Consider the following 17,095-nt stretch of genomic DNA (forward strand, 5'->3'; position numbering starts at 1 on the left):
CCCCGGGCGGTGGGGGCGGCGCAGGCGCCGGGCCGCCGGCGTTGCTGTGCCAGCCCGGACGGCTGACCGTCACCGCCTCCCGTTCCCGCTTCTTCGAGGACTCCTGGGAGGACACGACCAGCACGCCGATGCCGAAGAACGCCGCCAGGATCAGCACGACCACCAGGATCGTCACGGTCACTCGACCCCCTGCACAGCGCCGTCGGCTCCCTGGCTCTGCCGCGGGAGGACGGGGTTCTGGTTCACCGCGTTCTCCAGGGTCCCGCCCTCGCCGTAGACCGCACCGTTGGTGCCGATCTCCTGGCCGACCGGGATATAGGGGTCCAGCTCGGAGGGCTTGGCGTGGCGTCCGGTGCTCTCCAGCGGGTCGACGCGCAGCGGCTCGGCCCTGGCTGCTCCGATGCCGCCGGTCACACCGCCGGTCAGGGTGTCCGCGATGGTCGTGCGGCCGTCCTTGCCCTGGGCCGTGTCGGCGAAGGCGCTGCCACCGGCGCTGGTGAGGCCGCCCATGGCGAACGCGTTGCCGGTGCCCTCGCCCTGCAGAAAGGCGTTGATCCTGCTCGGGGCCGCATGCGCGCCCGAGGAGGTGAAGAGCTTGTCGCCGAGTTTGGCCGCGCCGCCGCTCAGCCCGGCCGCGCCGACGCCGGCCAGCGCCGCGCTCTCCAGGTCGGAGCCGCCGACCAGGCCCTTGCCCGACATCAGGTTCGTGAGCTGGGTCCCGGTCAGGTTCATCGCGGTGTTCTTGAGCGAGTCCACCATGATCCGGGGGATCATGCCGAGCTTTCTGATCTTCTCGATCAACTCGGTGACGATCCGCTCGGCCCGCTTCGCCATCGTGATGAACTTGTCGATCAGCTGCACGATCTTCAGCGCCCGCTCCCCCGACGCGGCTGCGGCCACGGCGTCGGAGATGCCCGCCGTCACAAACGTCAGGAACGCCCCGGCCAGCTCGAACTCGGCGATCTCCAGAGCGATCTCGACGATGGCCTCGATGATCTGCTCCGCCTCGTCCGCGTAGCCGTCGAGCTCCTTCGCGACGGCCTCGAAGTTCTGCACGCTCTGCTGCATCGCCTCGTGCTGCTGCTGCCAGTGCGCGGCGAAGGCGTCCGCCGCCGTGCCGCGCCAGGAAGAACCGACGACCGCGTGGACCCTGCGGTCCAGTCGGTCCGCCGTGGTGGTGAGCTCGCCCGCCATCGCCCGCCACTCGCCCGCGAAGCGGCGCAGCGCCGCCGGGTCGCCGCCGGGCCAGGGCAGGTCGAGCAGGGAGAGCACCTTCGCCACCTTGCCGGCGATCGCGCCGTTGATGTCCATGGTTTCAGTTCCCCCCGAGCAGACCCGAGTTGTGCTGGTCGACGAGGATGTACTGGTCGGCCGTGTGAACAAGCCCGGCCGCGTCCGCCGCGAGGGCCTGCTCCAGCTCGCCCAGACCGTGGCCGGTGTGGTTCACCAACTGCTGGTACTGCTCGGCCGCGCCGGTGCACTCGCCCAGCAGGCCGAACGCGTCACCGATCTCAAGGACGTTGCTCGCGAAGGCGGGCGCCCGGCCGCCGAGCGCGTCAGCCGCCGCCTGGAACTCGTCCGCCAGCGACATCACGGCCGCCGGGTCGATGTAGAAGTCCGAACTCACGTACATGCCTGCTGCTCCCCGTTCGCTACGTGGAGACCAGCTTTTCACAGTGCTGACGGGTCATCGCGAACGGGGCAGCCGTTGGCACTTGGGGCAGAAGTAGCTGGAGCGGTTCATCCACGAGGCGCGGCGCATCGGCGTGGCGCAGCGCTTGCAGGCCTGGCCCTCGCGGCCGTAGGCGTCCAGGGAGCGGGAGAAGTAGCCGGACTCGCCGTTGACGTTGACGTACAGGCTGTCGAAGCTGGTGCCGCCCTGCGCCAGGGCCTCGGACATCACCGCGCGGGCGGAGGCGAGCAGCAGCTCGGACGCCGGGCGGGTGAGGGTGTCGGCCGGGCGGTCGTAGTGGAGCTTGCTGCGCCACAACGCCTCGTCGGCGTAGATGTTGCCGACGCCGCTGATCAGCGACTGGTCGAGCAGGGCGCGCTTGACGCCGCTGCTGCGGCGGCGCAGCGCGGCGAGGAAGGCGGTGTCGTCGAAGCGCGGGTCGAGCGGGTCGCGGGCGATGTGCGCGAGGGACATCGGAGCGGCGTCCGGGTCGCTCGGGTCCGCGTCCTCGACGGCGAGGCCGCCGAAGGTGCGCTGGTCGACGAAGCGGAGCTCGGTTCCGGTCGGGTCGTCGAAGCGCACCCGGATCCGCAGATGCTTCTCGTCGGGCGCGCCCTCCGGCTGGACCAGCAGCTGCCCGCTCATGCCGAGATGGCCCAGCAGCGAGACGCCGGTGCCGGGCAGCGGCAGCCACAGGTACTTGCCGCGACGCTGCGCGGCCCCGAGCTCCCGGCCGCGCAGCTGCGCGGCGAAGTCGTCCGGGCCGGCCGCGTGGCGGCGCACGGCGCGCGGGTGCAGCACCTCGACGGCGCTGACCTTACGGCCGCTGACCCAGCGGGAAAGGCCGCGCCGGACGACCTCTACTTCGGGAAGTTCAGGCATCCGGGCAGCCTAGCCGTGTTATGCGTCGCCGACGGAGGCCGCGGAACCACCGGCGGAGGCGGTGCCGTCGCCGTGCTTCTCGCGGATGGCGTGCCAGGCGCTCTCGGCGGCCTTCTGCTCGGCCTCCTTCTTGGAGCGACCGGAGCCCGTGCCGTAGTCCTCCCCGCCCACGCGGGCGGCGGCGATGAACGTCTTCTCGTGGTCCGGACCGGACTCGGTGACGACGTACTCCGGCACGCCGATGCCGACGGTCGCGGTGAGCTCCTGCAGGCTGGTCTTCCAGTCCAGGCCCGCGCCGAGGTTCGAGGACTTCTCGATCAGCGGGTCGAAGAGCCGGTGCACCAGCTCGGAGGCGGAGTCCAGCCCCTGGTCGAGGTAGACCGCCCCGATGACGGCCTCGAGGGTGTCCGCGAGGATCGAGGACTTGTCCCGGCCACCGGTGCCCTCCTCGCCACGACCGAGGCTGATGAAGGTGCCGAGGTCCAGGCCCCGCGCGACGTCCGCAAGGGCGCGCGAGTTGACCACCGCGGCTCGCAGCTTCGCGAGCTGCCCCTCCGGGAGGTCGGGGTGGACGCGGTACAGGGTGTCCGTCACCACCAGGCCCAGCACCGAATCGCCCAGGAACTCCAGGCGTTCGTTCGTGGGAAGACCACCGTTCTCGTACGCGTACGAGCGGTGGGTCAGTGCACGCGTCAGAAGGGACGGCTCCAGCGTGTAGCCGAGCCGTCCCTCCAGAACGCTGTACCCGGTGTCGGCGTGCGAAGCGGATGCTGACGCTGACATCTGGTGTTCTCCTGCCGTCAGACCGACAGGACCTGACGGCGGTTGTAGGTGCCGCAGCTCGGGCACGCGATGTGACCCAGCTTCGGCTGGTGGCAGCGGTCGCACGCCACGAGCGCGGGAGCAGTGGCCTTCCACTGCGAACGGCGGTGACGCGTGTTGCTGCGCGACATCTTCCGCTTGGGAACAGCCACAGCTACTTCTCCTGGTTCTCGGCGGCACCCTCCCGGGTGACGCTGTCCTCTTCACTACCGGTCGCGGTCGATGCGGCCGAGAGTCCCTGCAGTGCCGCCCACCGGGGGTCGACGGCGTCATGGTGGTGGTCCGGGTCGTCCGTGAGCCGCGCTCCGCATTCGGAACACAGACCCAGGCAGTCGTCCTGGCACACCGGCTGCAGCGGCAGTGCGAGCACCACCGCGTCACGCAGCACCGGCTCGAGGTCGAACAGGTCGCCCTCGAGACGGTAAGTCTCGTCGTCCTCCTCCTCGTCGGAGTCGGACACTCCCCCGAAGCGGTCAGCCGCCTCGGGGTAGTAGTACAGCTCCTGGAAGTCCGCGTCGAGCTCACGCTCGATCGGCTCCAGGCAGCGTACGCACTCGCCCTTGAGGTCGGCCTCGGCCGTGCCCGTGACGAGCACGCCCTCGATGACCGACTCCAGTCGGAGCTCCAGCTCGATCGACGCGCCCTCGGGCACGCTGATCACTTCGTTGCCGAAGTCGGCCGGCGCCGGGACCGAGCGGGACACCTTCCGCATCGCCCCAGGCCGACGGCCCAGCTCGTGTGTGTCGAACACGAGCGGGTTGCGGTGGTCGAGGCGGTTCAGGGGTCTGTCCTTCACTCAGGTCTTCGGCGGCCGCCGCACCCAGGGTGTCGGGTGATCCGAGTCCGGGCAGCAGCCAACGCCAGCACATCAAGCCGGAGAGGTCAGAATACCCGACGCCGGAACCCCGACCCAACTCCGGTGCGGATGATCAGTGCCCCTGGCCGTACTCGCGCAGCTTCGACACGTCGATGAAGCCGGTGTCGAAGAAGCTGGTCACTTCCTGCTGCTGCGCGTAGTGGGGCGGCTGCTGCTGGGGGATCTGCGCGTGCTGGACCGGCTGGCAGTACGCGTCGTAGACCGGCTGCTGCTCGACGTAACCGCCCGCGTAGGGGTCGTAGACCGGCTGCTGCTCGACATAGCCCCCGGTGTACGGGTCGTACGCCGGCTGCTGCTGCGGCTGGCCGTACGGGTCCTGCTGGGGCCAGTACTCGACCTGCGGCTGCGGGTGCATGTCCGGGTGCGGCATCTCCGGATGCGGCATCTCCTGGCCGTGCTGGTCCGTCCCGGGCATCATGCCCTGGCGGCTCAGCTCGGCGGCGACGGCCGCCTGGCGGGCGTCGCCCTGCTCAACGCCGGCCGCCTCGTCGGCCGCGGCCAGATAGGCGCCCAGCTCGTCGATGGGCCGCTTGCCCAGCAGCTTGTCTCGGCCGCGGCCGACCGCCTCCAGTGTCTTGCTCAGCGCGCCCTCCAACGTGGCGAGCTTCACGTCGACGTACTCGTCCACCTCGGGGCTGGGCGAGCGGAACGCGTCCTGCGCGAACTCCTCGCCGTCCTCGCCCTCGACGGGGCCGCCGGACACGCGCAGCTTCTCGCGACCGCGGCCGATCGCACCGAGGGTCTTGGTCAGCACGACCTCGAAGTTGGCCAGCTTGCTGTCGACGTAGTCGTCCGCCTCGCGCCGCTGCTCGGCCACCTCCGCGCGGGCCTCCGCCAGCAGGCGGTCCGCCTCGGCCTGGGCCACGGCGACGTAGTCGGTGCCGTTGATGAGCTGCTGCCGCTCGTCGTGCGCGGCGGCGACCACGCGCTCGGCCTCCCGGCGCGCGTCCTCGACGACCTGGTCGCCGTACTGGACCGTCTCCTGCGCCTTGGCGATCTCGCCGGGGAGCTCCTCGCGCAGCTCCGTGAGCAGAGTCACCAGCTCCGCCCTGTTGACCACGATCGAGGCCGACATCGGCATCGACCGGGCGCCTTCCACGAGCTTGGTGATCTCGTCGAGCTTCTGCTGCACGTCCACCGGGTCACGCTTTCCACGAGGCTGCCTGGACCAGTACAACCGGCCGGAAACTGGAGCTACGAACTGTACTCAGTCCTACGGCTTCGTGGGCTGTGCGCGTCGCTCGGCGATGCGCTCGGTCAGCCTGCGCAGCACCAAGTCGGGGACAAGATGGGACACATCGCCACCAAGGGTGGCGACCTCCTTGATCAGCGAGGAGGAGAGGAAGCTGTACGTCGGGTTGGTCGGCACGAAGAGCGTCTCCACGCCGGTCAGCCCGTGGTTCATCTGGGCCATCTGCAGCTCGTAGTCGAAGTCGCTGACCGCGCGCAGGCCCTTGACGATCGCCGGGATCTCCCGGTCGCGGCAGTAGTCGACAAGCAGCCCCTGGTGCGACTCGACCTTGACGTTGCCGTACTCCGCGGTGATCTCCTCGATCATGGCGCACCGCTCGTCGACGCTGAACATCCCCTTCTTGGAGGGGTTGACCAGCACGGCGACGTGGACGACGTCGTAGAGCCGCGAAGCGCGCTCGATCGTGTCGAGGTGGCCGTTGTGGATGGGGTCGAAGGACCCCGGGCAGACGGCACGGCGGAACATCGTCATCTCCTCGCTCACAGGCCGGCTCCCTTGCCGGCTCCGTCGGCGGCGCGACCGTACCAAAGGGTCGCCTCGCCGTAGCGGCGCTCGCGCAGGCCCTCGAAGCCCTCCGGCCAGGTGAAAGCGCCGCCTCTGGTGCTGCGCTCCACGGTGACGATCACGTCCGCGTCGAGCCAGCCCTCCGAGCCGAGTGTGACCAGAATCTCCCGCAGTTCGCCGTCGGTGACGGCGTAGGGCGGATCGAGAAACACCAGGTCGTAGGGGATGGACGGTGGCGCCCCCGCGATCACCCGCTCGGCCTTCCCCGAACGGACCTCGGCGCCCGGCAGGGAGAGCGTCCGCACGTTGGCGAGGATCACCTTGACGGCGGCCGGATCCTCCTCGACGAGCAGGGTGTGGGCCGCGCCCCTCGACAGCGCCTCGAGCCCCACCGCCCCCGACCCGGCGTACAGGTCGATCACGCGCGCGCCCGCGAGGGAGCCGCGCAGCGCCTCCCAACTGGAGAAGAGCGCTTCCCGCGCCCGGTCCGAGGTGGGACGGGTGCCGTTCCCCGGGGGCACGGCCAGGCGTCGGCCCCGAGCGGCTCCGGCGATCACGCGGGTCATGTGGTCGGCGTCCTTGCTGGTGGGGGAGATGTGCGATGTCAACGCTAGTGCAAGAGGCAGCACCTGGGGGCGCGGGGAACTGCGCGAGAACCACCGGCGGGCGGATGGCCCTTCGCGTTCGGGCCTCTACCTGCGTGGGTGGCTTGTCGCGCACACGCGGCGGAGCCGCACATCGCAGAGCCCCGCGCCCCTGAGGGTGCGACTACCCCTCGGCCGTCACCGAACCCAGCAGTGCCGGGGAGGCGTAGCGGGACCAGGAGAGGCAGCCGTCGGGCGGGCAGTACTCGGGGCGGCGGGGGTCATGCCCCAGCTCGCGCAGCTTCGTGCGGACGGAGTCGGGCGTGCGGCCGAAGCGGGCCGCCACGCGGGCTATGGTTTCGCCGTCGTGGAAGCGACGGACCAGCTCCTCCTCGTGCTGCGGGACCCACGGCGCGCCGTGGCCCGGGTACAGCTCGCGGAGGACGTCCCGGTCCGGGATCGGCTCGGAGACGTCGGCGACGATGGCGAGGGCGCGCAGCGCGCGGTTCAGCGCGATGCGGAGGGACGCGGTGTCCTCGACCGGCAGCCGGAGCTTGCCGGAGGCGATCGGCTCGGACGCGTGACCCTCGCGCCAGCCGGTGAGGGTGAGGGTGACCTCTCGGTCGTCCTCACTGCTGAGTTCGATGCGGAAGACCTTGTCACCGAGCGGCAGCTCGTTCAGGTGACGGAACGCCATGGAAGTGCCCCCTGAGAACGTTGTTTTGGCCGGTCAGGCCCCGTTCACAACACCTCTATTCTCGCAGGGGGCACTGACAGTCAGCCCTTCTCCAGGTACTCCGCCCGCTCCGCTCCGAGCAGCGAGTCGAGCGCGCTGCGCAGCGCCGGATGCTCCGTCAGCTCCGGGTCCGCGGCGACGAGCGACGTCGCCTCCGTGCGGGCCGCCGCGATGATGTCCTCGTCCTCCAGGACGGACAGGACGCGCAGCGAGGACCTCACGCCGGACTGGGCCTGCCCCAGGACGTCGCCCTCGCGGCGCTGCTCCAGGTCGATCCGGGAGAGCTCGAAGCCGTCGAGGGTCTCCGCCACCGCGTCGAGGCGCTGGCGGGCGCCGGACGCGGCCGGCATGTCCGTCACCAGCAGGCAGAGGCCCGGCGCGGAGCCGCGGCCGACGCGCCCGCGCAGCTGGTGCAGCTGGGAGACGCCGAAGCGGTCGGCGTCCATGATGACCATCACCGTGGCGTTGGGGACGTTGACGCCGACCTCGATGACCGTGGTGGCGACCAGCACGTCCACCTCGCCCGCGGAGAAGGCCCGCATGACCTCGTCCTTGGCGTCGGGGGCCATCCGGCCGTGCAGGACCTCGACGCGCAGGCCGGCGAGCGGGCCGCCGCGCAGCTCCTCGGCGACATCGAGGACGGCCAGCGGCGGGCGGCGGTCGTCGCCCTCCTTGGTCTCCTTCGCCGCCTTCTTGAGCGCCTTCTCGTCCTCCTCGTCCCCGATGCGCGGGGTGACGACGTAGGCCTGGTGACCCTTGCCGACCTCCTCGCGGATCCGCTCCCAGGCGCGGGAGAGGAAGTTGGGGCGTTCCAGGGCGGGCACGACGTGCGAGGAGATGGGCGAGCGACCGGCCGGGAGCTGGTCCAGGACGGAGGTCTCCAGGTCGCCGAAGACCGTCATGGCGACCGTGCGCGGGATCGGCGTGGCCGTCATGACCAGCAGGTGCGGCGGGCGTTCGGCCTTGGCGCGCAGCGCGTCGCGCTGCTCGACGCCGAAGCGGTGCTGCTCGTCGACGACGACCAGGCCGAGGTCGAGGAACTGCACCTTGTCCTCGATGAGCGCGTGCGTGCCGATGACGATCCCGGCCTCGCCGCTGACCAGGTCCAGCAGCGCCTGCCGCCGGGCCGGGACGCCCATCGAGCCCGTGAGCAGCGTGACCTTGGTGCCGTGCTCGGCGCCGCCGAGCATCCCGCCCTCGGCCAGCTCCCCCATCATCTCCACGATGGAGCGGTGGTGCTGCTGGGCCAGCACCTCCGTCGGGGCGAGCATCGCGGCCTGGCCGCCCGCGTCGACGACGGCGAGCATGGCGCGCAGCGCGACGAGGGTCTTGCCGGACCCGACCTCGCCCTGGAGCAGGCGGTGCATCGGGTGCTCGGTGGCGAGGTCCGCGAAGATCTCCGCGCAGACGCGTTGCTGACCATCGGTCAACGTGAACGGCAGCTTCGCGTCGAAGGCGTCCAGCAGCGCGCCGGCACGCGGCGCGCGGGCCACCGCGGGGCGGGCGGAGTCGTCGGCCCGGCGGCGGGCGAGGGCGACCTGCAGGACGAACGCCTCGTCCCACTTCAACCGGGCCTGCGCGGCGAGGCGTTCGGCGTGGTTGCGCGGGCGGTGGATCTGCTCCAGCGCCTGGTGCAGCGGGATCAGGCCGCGCTCGGCGAGCAGCGTGGCGGGGACCGGGTCGGGGACCTCGTCCCACTTCATCTGGTCGAGGACGACGTCGACTGCCAGGGCCAGCCGCCAGGAGGGAACCTTGGCGGTGGCCGGGTAGACCGGGATCAGCCGGCCGGCGAAGCGGTCGGCGGCCTTGGGTGCGTCCGGGTCGTCGGCGTCGCCGAAGAGCTCGTAGTCGGGGTTGGTCAGCTGCCGGGTGCGGTTGAAGACGCCGACCTTGCCCGCGAACATCCCGCTGCGGCCCGGGCGGAGGTCCTTCTCGCGCCAGCGCTGGTTGAAGAAGGTCAGCGAGAGACGGCCGCGACCGTCGGTGACCACGACCTCCAGCCGGTCGCCCTTGCGTCCCCGGAACGGGATCAGCGTGCACTTCTCGATCCGCGCCACGACGGTGACGTGCTCGTCGACCTCCAGCGAGTCCAGGCTGGTCAGTTCGCCGCGCTCGTTGTAGCGGCGCGGGAAGTGGTGCAGCAGGTCGCCGACGGTGTGCAGGTCCAGCCCCTCCGCGAGCTGCTTGGCGCCGGAGGGGAGGAGCTTCTTGAGCGGTTCGTCGAGGGGGGACACAGAATCAACGATGCACCATCGGTCGGACAGCTCCGGGCAAGGGCGTGTCACTCGACGCCGACGACGAGCGGCGCGGCGCCCTGGCCGCCCTCGTAGACGACGGCGTCCACCACCGGGTTGGTGCGCCGCAGGTGGGCGACGAGCGCGTCCGCCAGGCCGGGGACGGCGTCCTCGCCGACGATCAGCGTGACCATCTCGCCGCCCGCCGCGAGCATCCGGTCCAGCACCGTGGCGGCCGTGGCGACCATCTCCCCCGCCTCGCCGATGACGGCCACGTCGCCGTCGATGAGGCCGAGCACGTCACCGGCCTGGCAGACGCCGGCCATGGTCCACGACTCCCCCTCGGCCACGGCCAGCTCCGCGGAGCGGGTGGCGCCGGCGGCGGAGGTCATCGCGACGACGTCCTCGTCGAAGCGCCGCGCGGGCTCGTGCACGGCGAGGGCCGCCAGGCCCTGGACGGGGGAGCGGGTGGGGATGACGGCGACCCGGACGCCCTCGTCGCGCAGCTGGTCGGCGGCGACTCCGGCCGCGGCGCGCAGTTCGGCGTCGTTGAGCAGCAGCACGACCTCGCGCGCGTGGGCCCGGCGGATGGCGGCTGCGATCTCGGCGCTGCTGGGCGCGCGGTCCGGGTCGGCGGAGAGCACGGTCGCACCGCACTCGCGGCACAGGCCCGCGAGCCCCTCGCCCTGGACCACGCAGACCACGGCGCGCGCCGGGCCGAGCTGCTCGAAGTGGGCGGGGTGGCCGGCCGCCTGCTCCGCCGCGGCGGAGGCGAAGTGCGTGATCCGGATCCGGTGCGGGCGTCCCGCCTCGACGCCCGCCTCGACGGCCGCGCCGGGGTCGTCGACGTGCACGTGCACGTTCCACAGCCCCTCACCGCCGCTGACGACGAGCGAGTCGCCGAGCCCGGCGAGCCGGGCCCGCAGCCCGGGCACAGCCTCGTCGCGCGCGTCGAGCAGGTAGACGACCTCGTAGGCGGGACCGTCCGGGTCGTCCGCGACGCGGGGCCGTTCCGGCTGCGTCGACACGAGGGTGGTGCGCGGAGTGGCCAGCGCCAGCGGTCCCATCGGGGACTGGCCGCTGACCGCGTCGGCCAGGGCGCCGAGGACGGCGACGAGGCCGCGTCCCCCGGCGTCGACGACGCCGGCCCGGCCGAGCACGTCCAACTGCTGCGGGGTGAGCGCGAGAGCGGCTCCCGCCGCCTCGAACGCGGCCTCCGCGACGGCGGAGAGTCCCGCCTCCTCGGGCAGCGCCTCGACGGCCGCGGCGGCCGCGGCGGCCACGGTCAGCACGGTCCCCTCGACGGGCACGGCCACCGCCTCGTACCCGGCGTCGGCGGCCCGCCGCAGCGCGCGGCGCAGGGCGCTCGCGTCGCCGGGACCGGCGCCCACGGACGCGGCGACGCCGCGCAGCAGCTGCGAGAGGATCACACCCGAATTGCCGCGCGCCCCCAGCAGCGCTCCGTGCGCCATCGCGCGCAGGGCGGTCTGCAGGGTGGGGCCGCCGCCGTCCCCGACCGGGAAGAGCGCCTCGACCTGCTGGGTCGCGGACTCGACGGTCAGGTAGAGGTTGGTCCCGGTGTCGCCGTCGGGAACCGGGTAGACGTTCAGCGCGTCGATCTCCTCGCGCGCCTGGCCGAGGGCGGCCAGGGAGAGCCGGCACCAGTCGCGCACGGCCGCTGCGTCGAGGGTGTGCGGCACCGGGTCTCTCCTCGTGTTCGCTGCTTCCCCCGCAGGCTATCGCCCGATCGGGCCCCTCGGTCCGCGCCGCCCACTCGGAGGCGATGCGGGGTTCACTGGCACGTCATGGTAGTTTCGTTCTACGGAGTCAGCGGATGTATGCTGCTCCGGTTGCCTGGAATCCTTCCAGGCCACCCCCCAGGACAGCTGTGCGAGCCGCTGTCGCGGCGTTCGCGCCTCGGGGTTGGATCCGTTAGTGCATCTGAAGTCTTTGGAGTGACTCCCGTGGCTGCCAACTGCGACGTCTGCGGCAAGGGGCCGGGCTTCGGCAACAACATCTCCTTTTCGCACCGCCGTACCCGTCGTCGTTGGAACCCCAACATCCAGACGGTCCGCGCTGTGATCGGGCGTACGCCGAAGCGGCTCAACGTGTGCACCTCGTGCATCAAGGCCGGCAAGGTTTCCCGCTGACGCGGCGGCTGCCCCTCCGGCTTCGCAAGGGCCGGTCCACCTCCGGGTGGGCCGGCCCTTCGCTTTGCCCTCCGGCTGCTTCGCCTGCTTCTCCTACTTCCTGAAGCGCCAGGCGTGGTCGACCGGGCCGATGCCCGCGCCCAGCGCGAAGCCGCCCTCGATCGCGCCGGTGATGTACTCCTTCGCCGCGGCGACGGCATCCGGGACGTCCAGGCCCAGCGCGAGGTAGGACGCGATGGCGCTGGCCAGCGTGCAGCCGGTGCCGTGGGTGTGCCGGTTGTCGTGCCGGGGCGCGCGGAACAGCGTCTCGGTCCCGTCGGGCCCGCGCAGCAGGTCGACCGCGTCGCCCTCCAGATGCCCGCCCTTCACCAGCGCCCACTGCGGTCCGAGGTCCTGCACGGCCTTCGCCGCGTCCGCGAGTTCGCTCTCGCGGGTCACCTCGATGCCCGTGAGCTGCGCCACTTCGTGCAGGTTGGGGGTGGCGACGGTCGCCTGCGGCAGCAGCCGGTCCCGCAGGACGCTGACCGCGGACGCGGCGAGCAGCGCGTCGCCGTGCTTGCTGACCCCGACCGGGTCCACCACGACGGGCGCGGGCCGCTCCGCGAGCAGCCCCGCCACGGCTTCCACGAGCTCGGCACTGGCCAGCATGCCCGTCTTCACCGCCTGGACGCCGATGTCGTCCACGACGCTCCGGTACTGCGCGACGACCGCCTCGACGGGCAGTTCCCAGTACCCCTGCACCCCGACGGAGTTCTGCGCGGTCACGGCGGCGATGACGCTCATGCCGTGCACCCCGAGGGCGAGCATGGTCTTGAGATCGGCCTGGATCCCGGCGCCCCCGCCGGAATCAGAACCCGCGATGGTCAGCACGCGGGGCGGAGCAGCATGGGTGGAGACAGAAGCCATGCACTCACCCTAGGGGCGCGAGGAACTGCGCGAGAAACCACGGACGTGCGGATGGCCCTGCACCTGCCGGTCAGCGGCTGAGTCGACGGCTTGTCGCGCAGATCCTCGCGCCCCTGGGTAGTGCAACCCCCTCAAAGGACTGCTTCCGCTTCGGTCCACCGGTCCTCCGGGACCGTCTTCAGCTGCGCCACCGCCTCAGCGATGGGCACGAGGTGGATCTCCGTCCCGCGCAGCGCGGTCATGTGGCCGTACGCGCCCTTGTGCACGGCCTCGACCGCGTGCCAGCCGAAGCGGGTGGCCAGGACGCGGTCCGCGGCCGTCGGGCTGCCGCCGCGCTGGACGTGGCCGAGGATGACCGGCTTGGACTCCTTGCCGATCCACTGGGCGATCTCGCCGGCGAGGCGCGAGCCGATGCCGCCGAAGGTCTGGTGCCCGAAGGCGTCCGTGCCGCCGTGGGCGAAGCGCATCGTGCCCGGGGCGGGCTGCGCGCCCTCCGCGACGGCCACGATGGCGAACTTCTTGCCGCGGGAGAACCGCTCCTCGACCATGCAGCACACGGTCTCGACGTCGAAGGGCCGTTCCGGGATGAGGATGCCGTGCGCGCCCCCCGCCATCCCGGCGTGGAGGGTGATCCACCCGGTGTGGCGACCCATCAGCTCGACCACCATCACCCGCTGGTGGGACTCGGCCGTGGTCTTCAGCCGGTCGATGGCGTCCGTGGCGACCGAGACCGCGGTGTCGTGACCGAAGGTCACGTCCGTGGCGTCGATGTCGTTGTCGATGGTCTTGGGGACGGCGACGACCGGCAGGCCGGCCTCGCTGAACATGCGGGCCGCGGTCAGCGTGCCCTCGCCGCCGATGGCGATCAGCGCGTCGACGCCGATGGCGGTGGCCAACTGCCTGGCGTCGCCGACGGCCTGCCGCATGCGGTCGCGGGCCACGCGGGCGCTGCCGAGGATCGTGCCGCCGCGGGTGAGGATGCCGGTGACGGCGTCCAGCGCCAGCGGGCGGGCGCGGCCCTCGATGAGGCCGAGGAAGCCGTCCTCGACGCCGACCACGGTGTCGTCGTGTTCGGTGACCGCTCGGTGCACCACCGAGCGGATCACCGCGTTCAGGCCGGGACAGTCTCCGCCGCTCGTCAGCACGCCGATTCGCATAAGGGAAGACTATGCAGAAAGGGGACACTACGTCCCGCAGCGTCGGGCCTGGCCCGCGGAACCCCGCCCGGCTCCGGGAGAGCGCGCTAGGCCTGTGCGCCGAAGTGGTCCCAGCCGCCGGTGCGGTCCCAGGCGGAGCCGTCGACCGTGACCCGACCGGTGCCGGACAGACTCGCCGGGCGTGTCACCTCGCCCACGACCCGCCAGCGGGACGGCAGCTGGGTGTCCGGCGGGAAGGTGGCGACCAGCGCGTGGTCCTCGCCGCCGGAGAGCACCCACAGCAGCGGGTCGACGCCGACGGCCTGGCCGATGTCGGCCATCTGCGCGGGGATGTCGAAGTCCGCCGCGTGCAGATCGATGTGGACGCCGCTGGCCTCCGCGACATGGCCGAGGTCGGCGACCAGGCCGTCACTGACGTCGATCATCGACGTCGCGCCCAGCACGGCCGCGGACGGGCCGGCGTGGTAGGGCGGCTCGGGGCGGCGATGCGCCTCCACGAAAGCGCGCGGGGAGCGGAAGCCGCGCGACAGGACGGTGAAGCCGGCCGCCGACCAGCCGAGCCAGCCGGTGACGGCGACCTTGTCGCCGGGGCGGGCGCCGGAGCGGGTGACCGCGCGGCGGCCCTGCAGGTCGCCCAGCGCGGTGATGGAGACGGTGATCGCCTCGCCGCGCACGACGTCGCCGCCGACCACGGCCGCGCCCGCCACCTGGCACTCGTCGCGCAGGCCGTCCATCAGCTCCAGCGCCCAGGTGACCGGCAGTTCGGCCGGGACGACCAGACCCAGCAGCAGCGCGGTCGGGACCGCGCCCATCGCGGCGACGTCGGCGAGGTTCTGCGCGGCCGCCTTGCGGCCCACGTCGTATGCGGTGGACCAGTCCCGGCGGAAATGGCGGCCCTCCAGCAGCACGTCGGTAGTGGCCACGACCCGCCCGTCGGGCGCGGCGACGACGGCCGCGTCGTCGCCAGGACCGAGCTCCACGGCGGAGGTCTGCGGCAGCCGGGAGGTCAGCTCCCGGATCAGTCCGAACTCACCGAGCTCGCCGACCTGCATGGGTTTCCTTCCGGATCTGGTCTGACTGTCCTTGAGACACTCTGGTCGCGGGCGCGCACACGTGCGCCTCACGCGCGCAGCGTACGCCCTGCGGCGGTGCAGGAGGTCTCCCGGCGGACGACGGGGGACGATAGCGTGGCGGTTTCCTCTTCTTCCCCGTTTCCTTCGTCACAGTCGGGGAACCACAACCTGCGCAAGATCCCCGATTCGAGCCGCCGGAGGTCCACCGTGGTACAGGCGTACATCCTCATCCAGACAGAGGTCGGCAAGTCGTCCAGCGTGGCGGAGGTCATCTCCCGGATCACCGGAGTGGTCCAGGCAGAGGACGTGACCGGGCCCTATGACGTGATCGTCCGCGCCGAGGCGGAGACGGTGGACGACCTCGGCAAGCTGGTCGTGGCCCAGATCCAGCAGGTGGAGGGGATCACCCGGACCCTGACCTGCCCGGTCGTGCACCTGTAGCTCCCCGTTAGCATCTCGGGGTGACCAGGATCGCCGCGCCGTTCGCGCTGACCGCCGCAACCGCCCTCCTGCTGACCGCCTGCGGCGGTGGCGGGAGCGGTAGCGTGCCCGTCGCGGCTCCGACCACCACGGGGGCGGTGGCGCAGCAGTGCGCGGCGCTGCAGAAAGCCCTGCCGCGGACGCTGATGGGCCTCCCCCGCCGCGACACCTCCCCCAGCAGCCCGAACACGGCCGCCTGGGGCGACCCGGCGGTGACGCTGCGCTGCGGGGCCGCGATGCCGTCGGTGCTGGACCCGCACTCGAAGGAGTACAACCCCGAGGGCGACAACATCAGCGGCGCACAGGTCGGCGCGGTCTGCTGGGCCTCGGTCCACGACCAGGGCGACAACAGCTTCACGTTCTCCTCGGTCGACCAGCAGGCGATCGTCGAGCTGCACGTCCCCGGCGCCTACGCGGGCCGTCAGGCGCCGCTGAGCGAGCTCGCCGGCGTCGTGGCCAAGGCGAGCCCGCTCGACGCGGACCGGAAGTTCTCCTGCGCTTAGAGCCGTCTGTGCCGAGAGGCTCGCGAGGCTGACTACCGCAGGCCGGTGGAGCGGCGCAGCGCCGCCTGCAGCAGGTGGTCGACCAGTTGCGGGTAGGCGATGCCGGAGGCCTCCCACATCTTCGGGAAGGCCGAGATCGGGGTGAAGCCCGGCATGGTGTTGATCTCGTTGACCACGTACTCGCCGTTCTCCTGAAGGAAGACGTCGACGCGGGCCAGCCCCTCGCAGGAGAGCGCCTCGAAGACCTGGACGGCGAGCTCCTGGATACCGGCGAGCTCGTCGGCGTTCAGGTTCGCGGGAATCTGCACATCGTTGGCGTCGATGTACTTGGCCTCGAAGTCGTAGAAGTCGAAGCCGTCGGCCACGAGCACCTCGGCCGGCAGGCTGGCGCGCGGGCCGTCCTCGAACTCCAGCACGCCGCACTCCAGTTCGCGGCCCTTGACGCCCTGCTCCACGATCACCTTCGGGTCGTGCTCGCGGGCGAACTCGATGGCGCGGACCAGGTCGGCCGGGTCGTCCACCTTCGTGATGCCGATGGACGAGCCGGCCCGGCTCGGCTTCACGAAGAGCGGGTACGCGAGCTCGGCGACGCGGGCCAGCGCCGCCGCGCGCCCGGCCTCGGTGGCCCACTCACGCGGCCGGATCACCGTGTAGGGGCCGACCGGCAGGCCGAAGGCCTTGAGCACCCGCTTGGTGTACTCCTTGTCCATGCCGATCGAGCTCGACAACACGCCCGAGCCGACGTACGGGACGCCGGAGAGCTCCAGCAGACCCTGCAGCGTGCCGTCCTCCCCCCAGGGGCCGTGCAGCAGCGGCAGGACGACGTCGACCTCGCCGAGCGCCTTCGGCACCGCACCGGGCTCGGCGTAGACCACCTCGCGGGCGATCGGGCTGGCGGGCAGGTTCACCTGACCCTCGGTGGACTCGGCCAGTTGGTCCACGTCGGGCAGCTTGCCGTCGGTGATGGCCATCCGCTCGGGCTCGTCGGTCGTGAGCGCGAACCGGCCGTCATGGGTGATGCCGATCGGCAGCACCTCGTACGCGTCACGGTCCAGCGCGCGCAGGACGCTGCCGGCGGTGACGACGGAAATGGCGTGCTCGGAGCTGCGGCCGCCGAAGACGACCGCGACGCGGGGCTTGCGCCCTCCGGCGGGACTGGGGGAGGAAGGCTGAGTGCTCATATCCCGTAGGACACTACCCGCCCTGTCCAGTCCCGGCGCGGCGGCACCACCGCCTTTCGCGGCCCTCCCCGACCGTGGCGCC

General features: G+C 71.9%; 20 protein-coding genes. 3 read left to right on the forward strand and 17 right to left on the reverse strand.

The window, feature by feature from the left end:
• The 13 genes from TR48_RS43785 to TR48_RS31410 form a co-directional block, all read right to left on the reverse strand.
• The coding region (locus tag TR48_RS43785) for a hypothetical protein (RefSeq protein WP_042373741.1) at positions 1-181 on the reverse strand (181 nt) is incomplete at its 3' end.
• On the reverse strand, positions 178-1,311 hold the full coding sequence (locus TR48_RS31355; RefSeq protein WP_042373742.1) for a WXG100 family type VII secretion target: 1,134 nt from the start codon (positions 1,309-1,311) through the stop codon (positions 178-180). The genes TR48_RS31355 and TR48_RS43785, both read right to left, overlap by 4 nt.
• Before the next feature lie 4 nt (positions 1,312-1,315).
• Positions 1,316-1,633, reverse strand: coding sequence for a WXG100 family type VII secretion target (locus TR48_RS31360; RefSeq protein WP_052443204.1), 318 nt, complete (start codon positions 1,631-1,633; stop codon positions 1,316-1,318).
• Between the two features lie 54 nt (positions 1,634-1,687).
• Positions 1,688-2,554, reverse strand: a complete 867-nt coding sequence (mutM, locus tag TR48_RS31365; RefSeq protein WP_042373743.1) for a bifunctional DNA-formamidopyrimidine glycosylase/DNA-(apurinic or apyrimidinic site) lyase — start codon at positions 2,552-2,554, stop codon at positions 1,688-1,690.
• 18 nt (positions 2,555-2,572) lie between these two features.
• Positions 2,573-3,337 carry a ribonuclease III gene (gene rnc / locus TR48_RS31370; protein ID WP_152628292.1) on the reverse strand — a complete coding sequence of 255 codons (765 nt, stop codon included), beginning with the start codon at positions 3,335-3,337 and terminating at the stop codon, positions 2,573-2,575.
• 17 nt (positions 3,338-3,354) lie between these two features.
• A complete protein-coding gene (gene rpmF / locus TR48_RS31375; RefSeq protein WP_042373744.1) occupies positions 3,355-3,528 on the reverse strand; it encodes a 50S ribosomal protein L32 in 174 nt (57 codons plus the stop codon).
• Between the two features lie 2 nt (positions 3,529-3,530).
• The gene (locus TR48_RS31380) at positions 3,531-4,172 is read right to left on the reverse strand and encodes a YceD family protein (protein WP_236652419.1); all 642 of its coding nucleotides are present in this window, start codon (positions 4,170-4,172) and stop codon (positions 3,531-3,533) included.
• A 133-nt stretch (positions 4,173-4,305) separates the two neighbouring features.
• Positions 4,306-5,391: an ATP synthase F0 subunit B gene (locus TR48_RS31385; RefSeq protein WP_042373745.1), complete on the reverse strand. Its 1,086-nt coding sequence runs from the start codon at positions 5,389-5,391 to the stop codon at positions 4,306-4,308.
• 75 nt (positions 5,392-5,466) lie between these two features.
• Positions 5,467-5,970 (reverse strand): pantetheine-phosphate adenylyltransferase, encoded by a 504-nt coding sequence (gene coaD, locus TR48_RS31390; RefSeq protein WP_042373766.1) that lies wholly within the window; start codon positions 5,968-5,970, stop codon positions 5,467-5,469.
• Positions 5,971-5,984: 14 nt separating this feature from the next.
• The gene (rsmD, locus tag TR48_RS31395) at positions 5,985-6,575 is read right to left on the reverse strand and encodes a 16S rRNA (guanine(966)-N(2))-methyltransferase RsmD (RefSeq protein ID WP_042373746.1); all 591 of its coding nucleotides are present in this window, start codon (positions 6,573-6,575) and stop codon (positions 5,985-5,987) included.
• 202 nt (positions 6,576-6,777) lie between these two features.
• Positions 6,778-7,290, reverse strand: a complete 513-nt coding sequence (locus tag TR48_RS31400) for a hypothetical protein (RefSeq protein WP_042373747.1) — start codon at positions 7,288-7,290, stop codon at positions 6,778-6,780.
• A gap of 80 nt (positions 7,291-7,370) precedes the next feature.
• Positions 7,371-9,563 (reverse strand): ATP-dependent DNA helicase RecG, encoded by a 2,193-nt coding sequence (recG, locus tag TR48_RS31405; protein WP_042373748.1) that lies wholly within the window; start codon positions 9,561-9,563, stop codon positions 7,371-7,373.
• A gap of 47 nt (positions 9,564-9,610) precedes the next feature.
• Positions 9,611-11,263 carry a DAK2 domain-containing protein gene (locus TR48_RS31410; protein ID WP_042373749.1) on the reverse strand — a complete coding sequence of 551 codons (1,653 nt, stop codon included), beginning with the start codon at positions 11,261-11,263 and terminating at the stop codon, positions 9,611-9,613.
• 264 nt (positions 11,264-11,527) lie between these two features.
• Here TR48_RS31410 and rpmB point away from each other — a divergent pair, with 264 nt between their 5' ends.
• The gene (gene rpmB / locus TR48_RS41110; RefSeq protein WP_084701635.1) at positions 11,528-11,713 is read left to right on the forward strand and encodes a 50S ribosomal protein L28; all 186 of its coding nucleotides are present in this window, start codon (positions 11,528-11,530) and stop codon (positions 11,711-11,713) included.
• Between the two features lie 93 nt (positions 11,714-11,806).
• On the opposite strand, the gene thiD is transcribed toward rpmB, so the two are convergent.
• The 3 genes from thiD to TR48_RS31425 all read right to left on the reverse strand — a co-directional run bounded on the left by thiD (position 11,807) and on the right by TR48_RS31425 (position 14,828).
• Positions 11,807-12,619 (reverse strand): bifunctional hydroxymethylpyrimidine kinase/phosphomethylpyrimidine kinase, encoded by an 813-nt coding sequence (gene thiD, locus TR48_RS31415; RefSeq protein WP_042373750.1) that lies wholly within the window; start codon positions 12,617-12,619, stop codon positions 11,807-11,809.
• A 131-nt stretch (positions 12,620-12,750) separates the two neighbouring features.
• On the reverse strand, positions 12,751-13,776 hold the full coding sequence (locus TR48_RS31420) for a 6-phosphofructokinase (RefSeq protein WP_042373751.1): 1,026 nt from the start codon (positions 13,774-13,776) through the stop codon (positions 12,751-12,753).
• Between the two features lie 86 nt (positions 13,777-13,862).
• The gene (locus tag TR48_RS31425) at positions 13,863-14,828 is read right to left on the reverse strand and encodes a thiamine-phosphate kinase (RefSeq protein WP_042373752.1); all 966 of its coding nucleotides are present in this window, start codon (positions 14,826-14,828) and stop codon (positions 13,863-13,865) included.
• 228 nt (positions 14,829-15,056) lie between these two features.
• Between TR48_RS31425 and TR48_RS31430 the strand changes: the two genes are divergently transcribed.
• Both TR48_RS31430 and TR48_RS31435 read left to right on the forward strand, forming a co-directional pair.
• Complete coding sequence (locus TR48_RS31430) at positions 15,057-15,290, forward strand: Lrp/AsnC family transcriptional regulator (RefSeq protein WP_042373753.1); 234 nt, start codon at positions 15,057-15,059, stop codon at positions 15,288-15,290.
• Between the two features lie 20 nt (positions 15,291-15,310).
• Positions 15,311-15,832 (forward strand): DUF3515 domain-containing protein, encoded by a 522-nt coding sequence (locus TR48_RS31435; RefSeq protein WP_052443205.1) that lies wholly within the window; start codon positions 15,311-15,313, stop codon positions 15,830-15,832.
• Positions 15,833-15,864: 32 nt separating this feature from the next.
• Here the strand turns inward: TR48_RS31435 and TR48_RS31440 are convergent, their stop codons facing one another.
• Positions 15,865-17,013 (reverse strand): D-alanine--D-alanine ligase family protein, encoded by a 1,149-nt coding sequence (locus tag TR48_RS31440; RefSeq protein WP_042373754.1) that lies wholly within the window; start codon positions 17,011-17,013, stop codon positions 15,865-15,867.
• Positions 17,014-17,095 lie beyond the last annotated feature (82 nt).

It is taken from the genome of Streptacidiphilus neutrinimicus (assembly GCF_000787815.1).
Lineage (GTDB): Bacteria > Actinomycetota > Actinomycetes > Streptomycetales > Streptomycetaceae > Streptacidiphilus > Streptacidiphilus neutrinimicus.

Excerpts from the sequence above, each read along its gene's own strand:
- TR48_RS31360 (WP_052443204.1), bottom strand. The coding sequence starts at position 1,633 with ATGTACGTGAGTTCGGACTTCTACATCGACCCGGCGGCCGTGATGTCG.
- TR48_RS31425 (WP_042373752.1), bottom strand. The coding sequence starts at position 14,828 with ATGCAGGTCGGCGAGCTCGGTGAGTTCGGACTGATCCGGGAGCTGACC.
- thiD (WP_042373750.1), bottom strand. The coding sequence starts at position 12,619 with ATGGCTTCTGTCTCCACCCATGCTGCTCCGCCCCGCGTGCTGACCATC.
- TR48_RS31440 (WP_042373754.1), bottom strand. The coding sequence starts at position 17,013 with ATGAGCACTCAGCCTTCCTCCCCCAGTCCCGCCGGAGGGCGCAAGCCC.
- coaD (WP_042373766.1), bottom strand. The coding sequence starts at position 5,970 with ATGTTCCGCCGTGCCGTCTGCCCGGGGTCCTTCGACCCCATCCACAAC.
- TR48_RS31400 (WP_042373747.1), bottom strand. The coding sequence starts at position 7,290 with ATGGCGTTCCGTCACCTGAACGAGCTGCCGCTCGGTGACAAGGTCTTC.
- rnc (WP_152628292.1), bottom strand. The coding sequence starts at position 3,337 with ATGTCAGCGTCAGCATCCGCTTCGCACGCCGACACCGGGTACAGCGTT.
- TR48_RS31355 (WP_042373742.1), bottom strand. The coding sequence starts at position 1,311 with ATGGACATCAACGGCGCGATCGCCGGCAAGGTGGCGAAGGTGCTCTCC.
- rsmD (WP_042373746.1), bottom strand. The coding sequence starts at position 6,575 with ATGACCCGCGTGATCGCCGGAGCCGCTCGGGGCCGACGCCTGGCCGTG.
- TR48_RS31420 (WP_042373751.1), bottom strand. The coding sequence starts at position 13,776 with ATGCGAATCGGCGTGCTGACGAGCGGCGGAGACTGTCCCGGCCTGAAC.
- mutM (WP_042373743.1), bottom strand. The coding sequence starts at position 2,554 with ATGCCTGAACTTCCCGAAGTAGAGGTCGTCCGGCGCGGCCTTTCCCGC.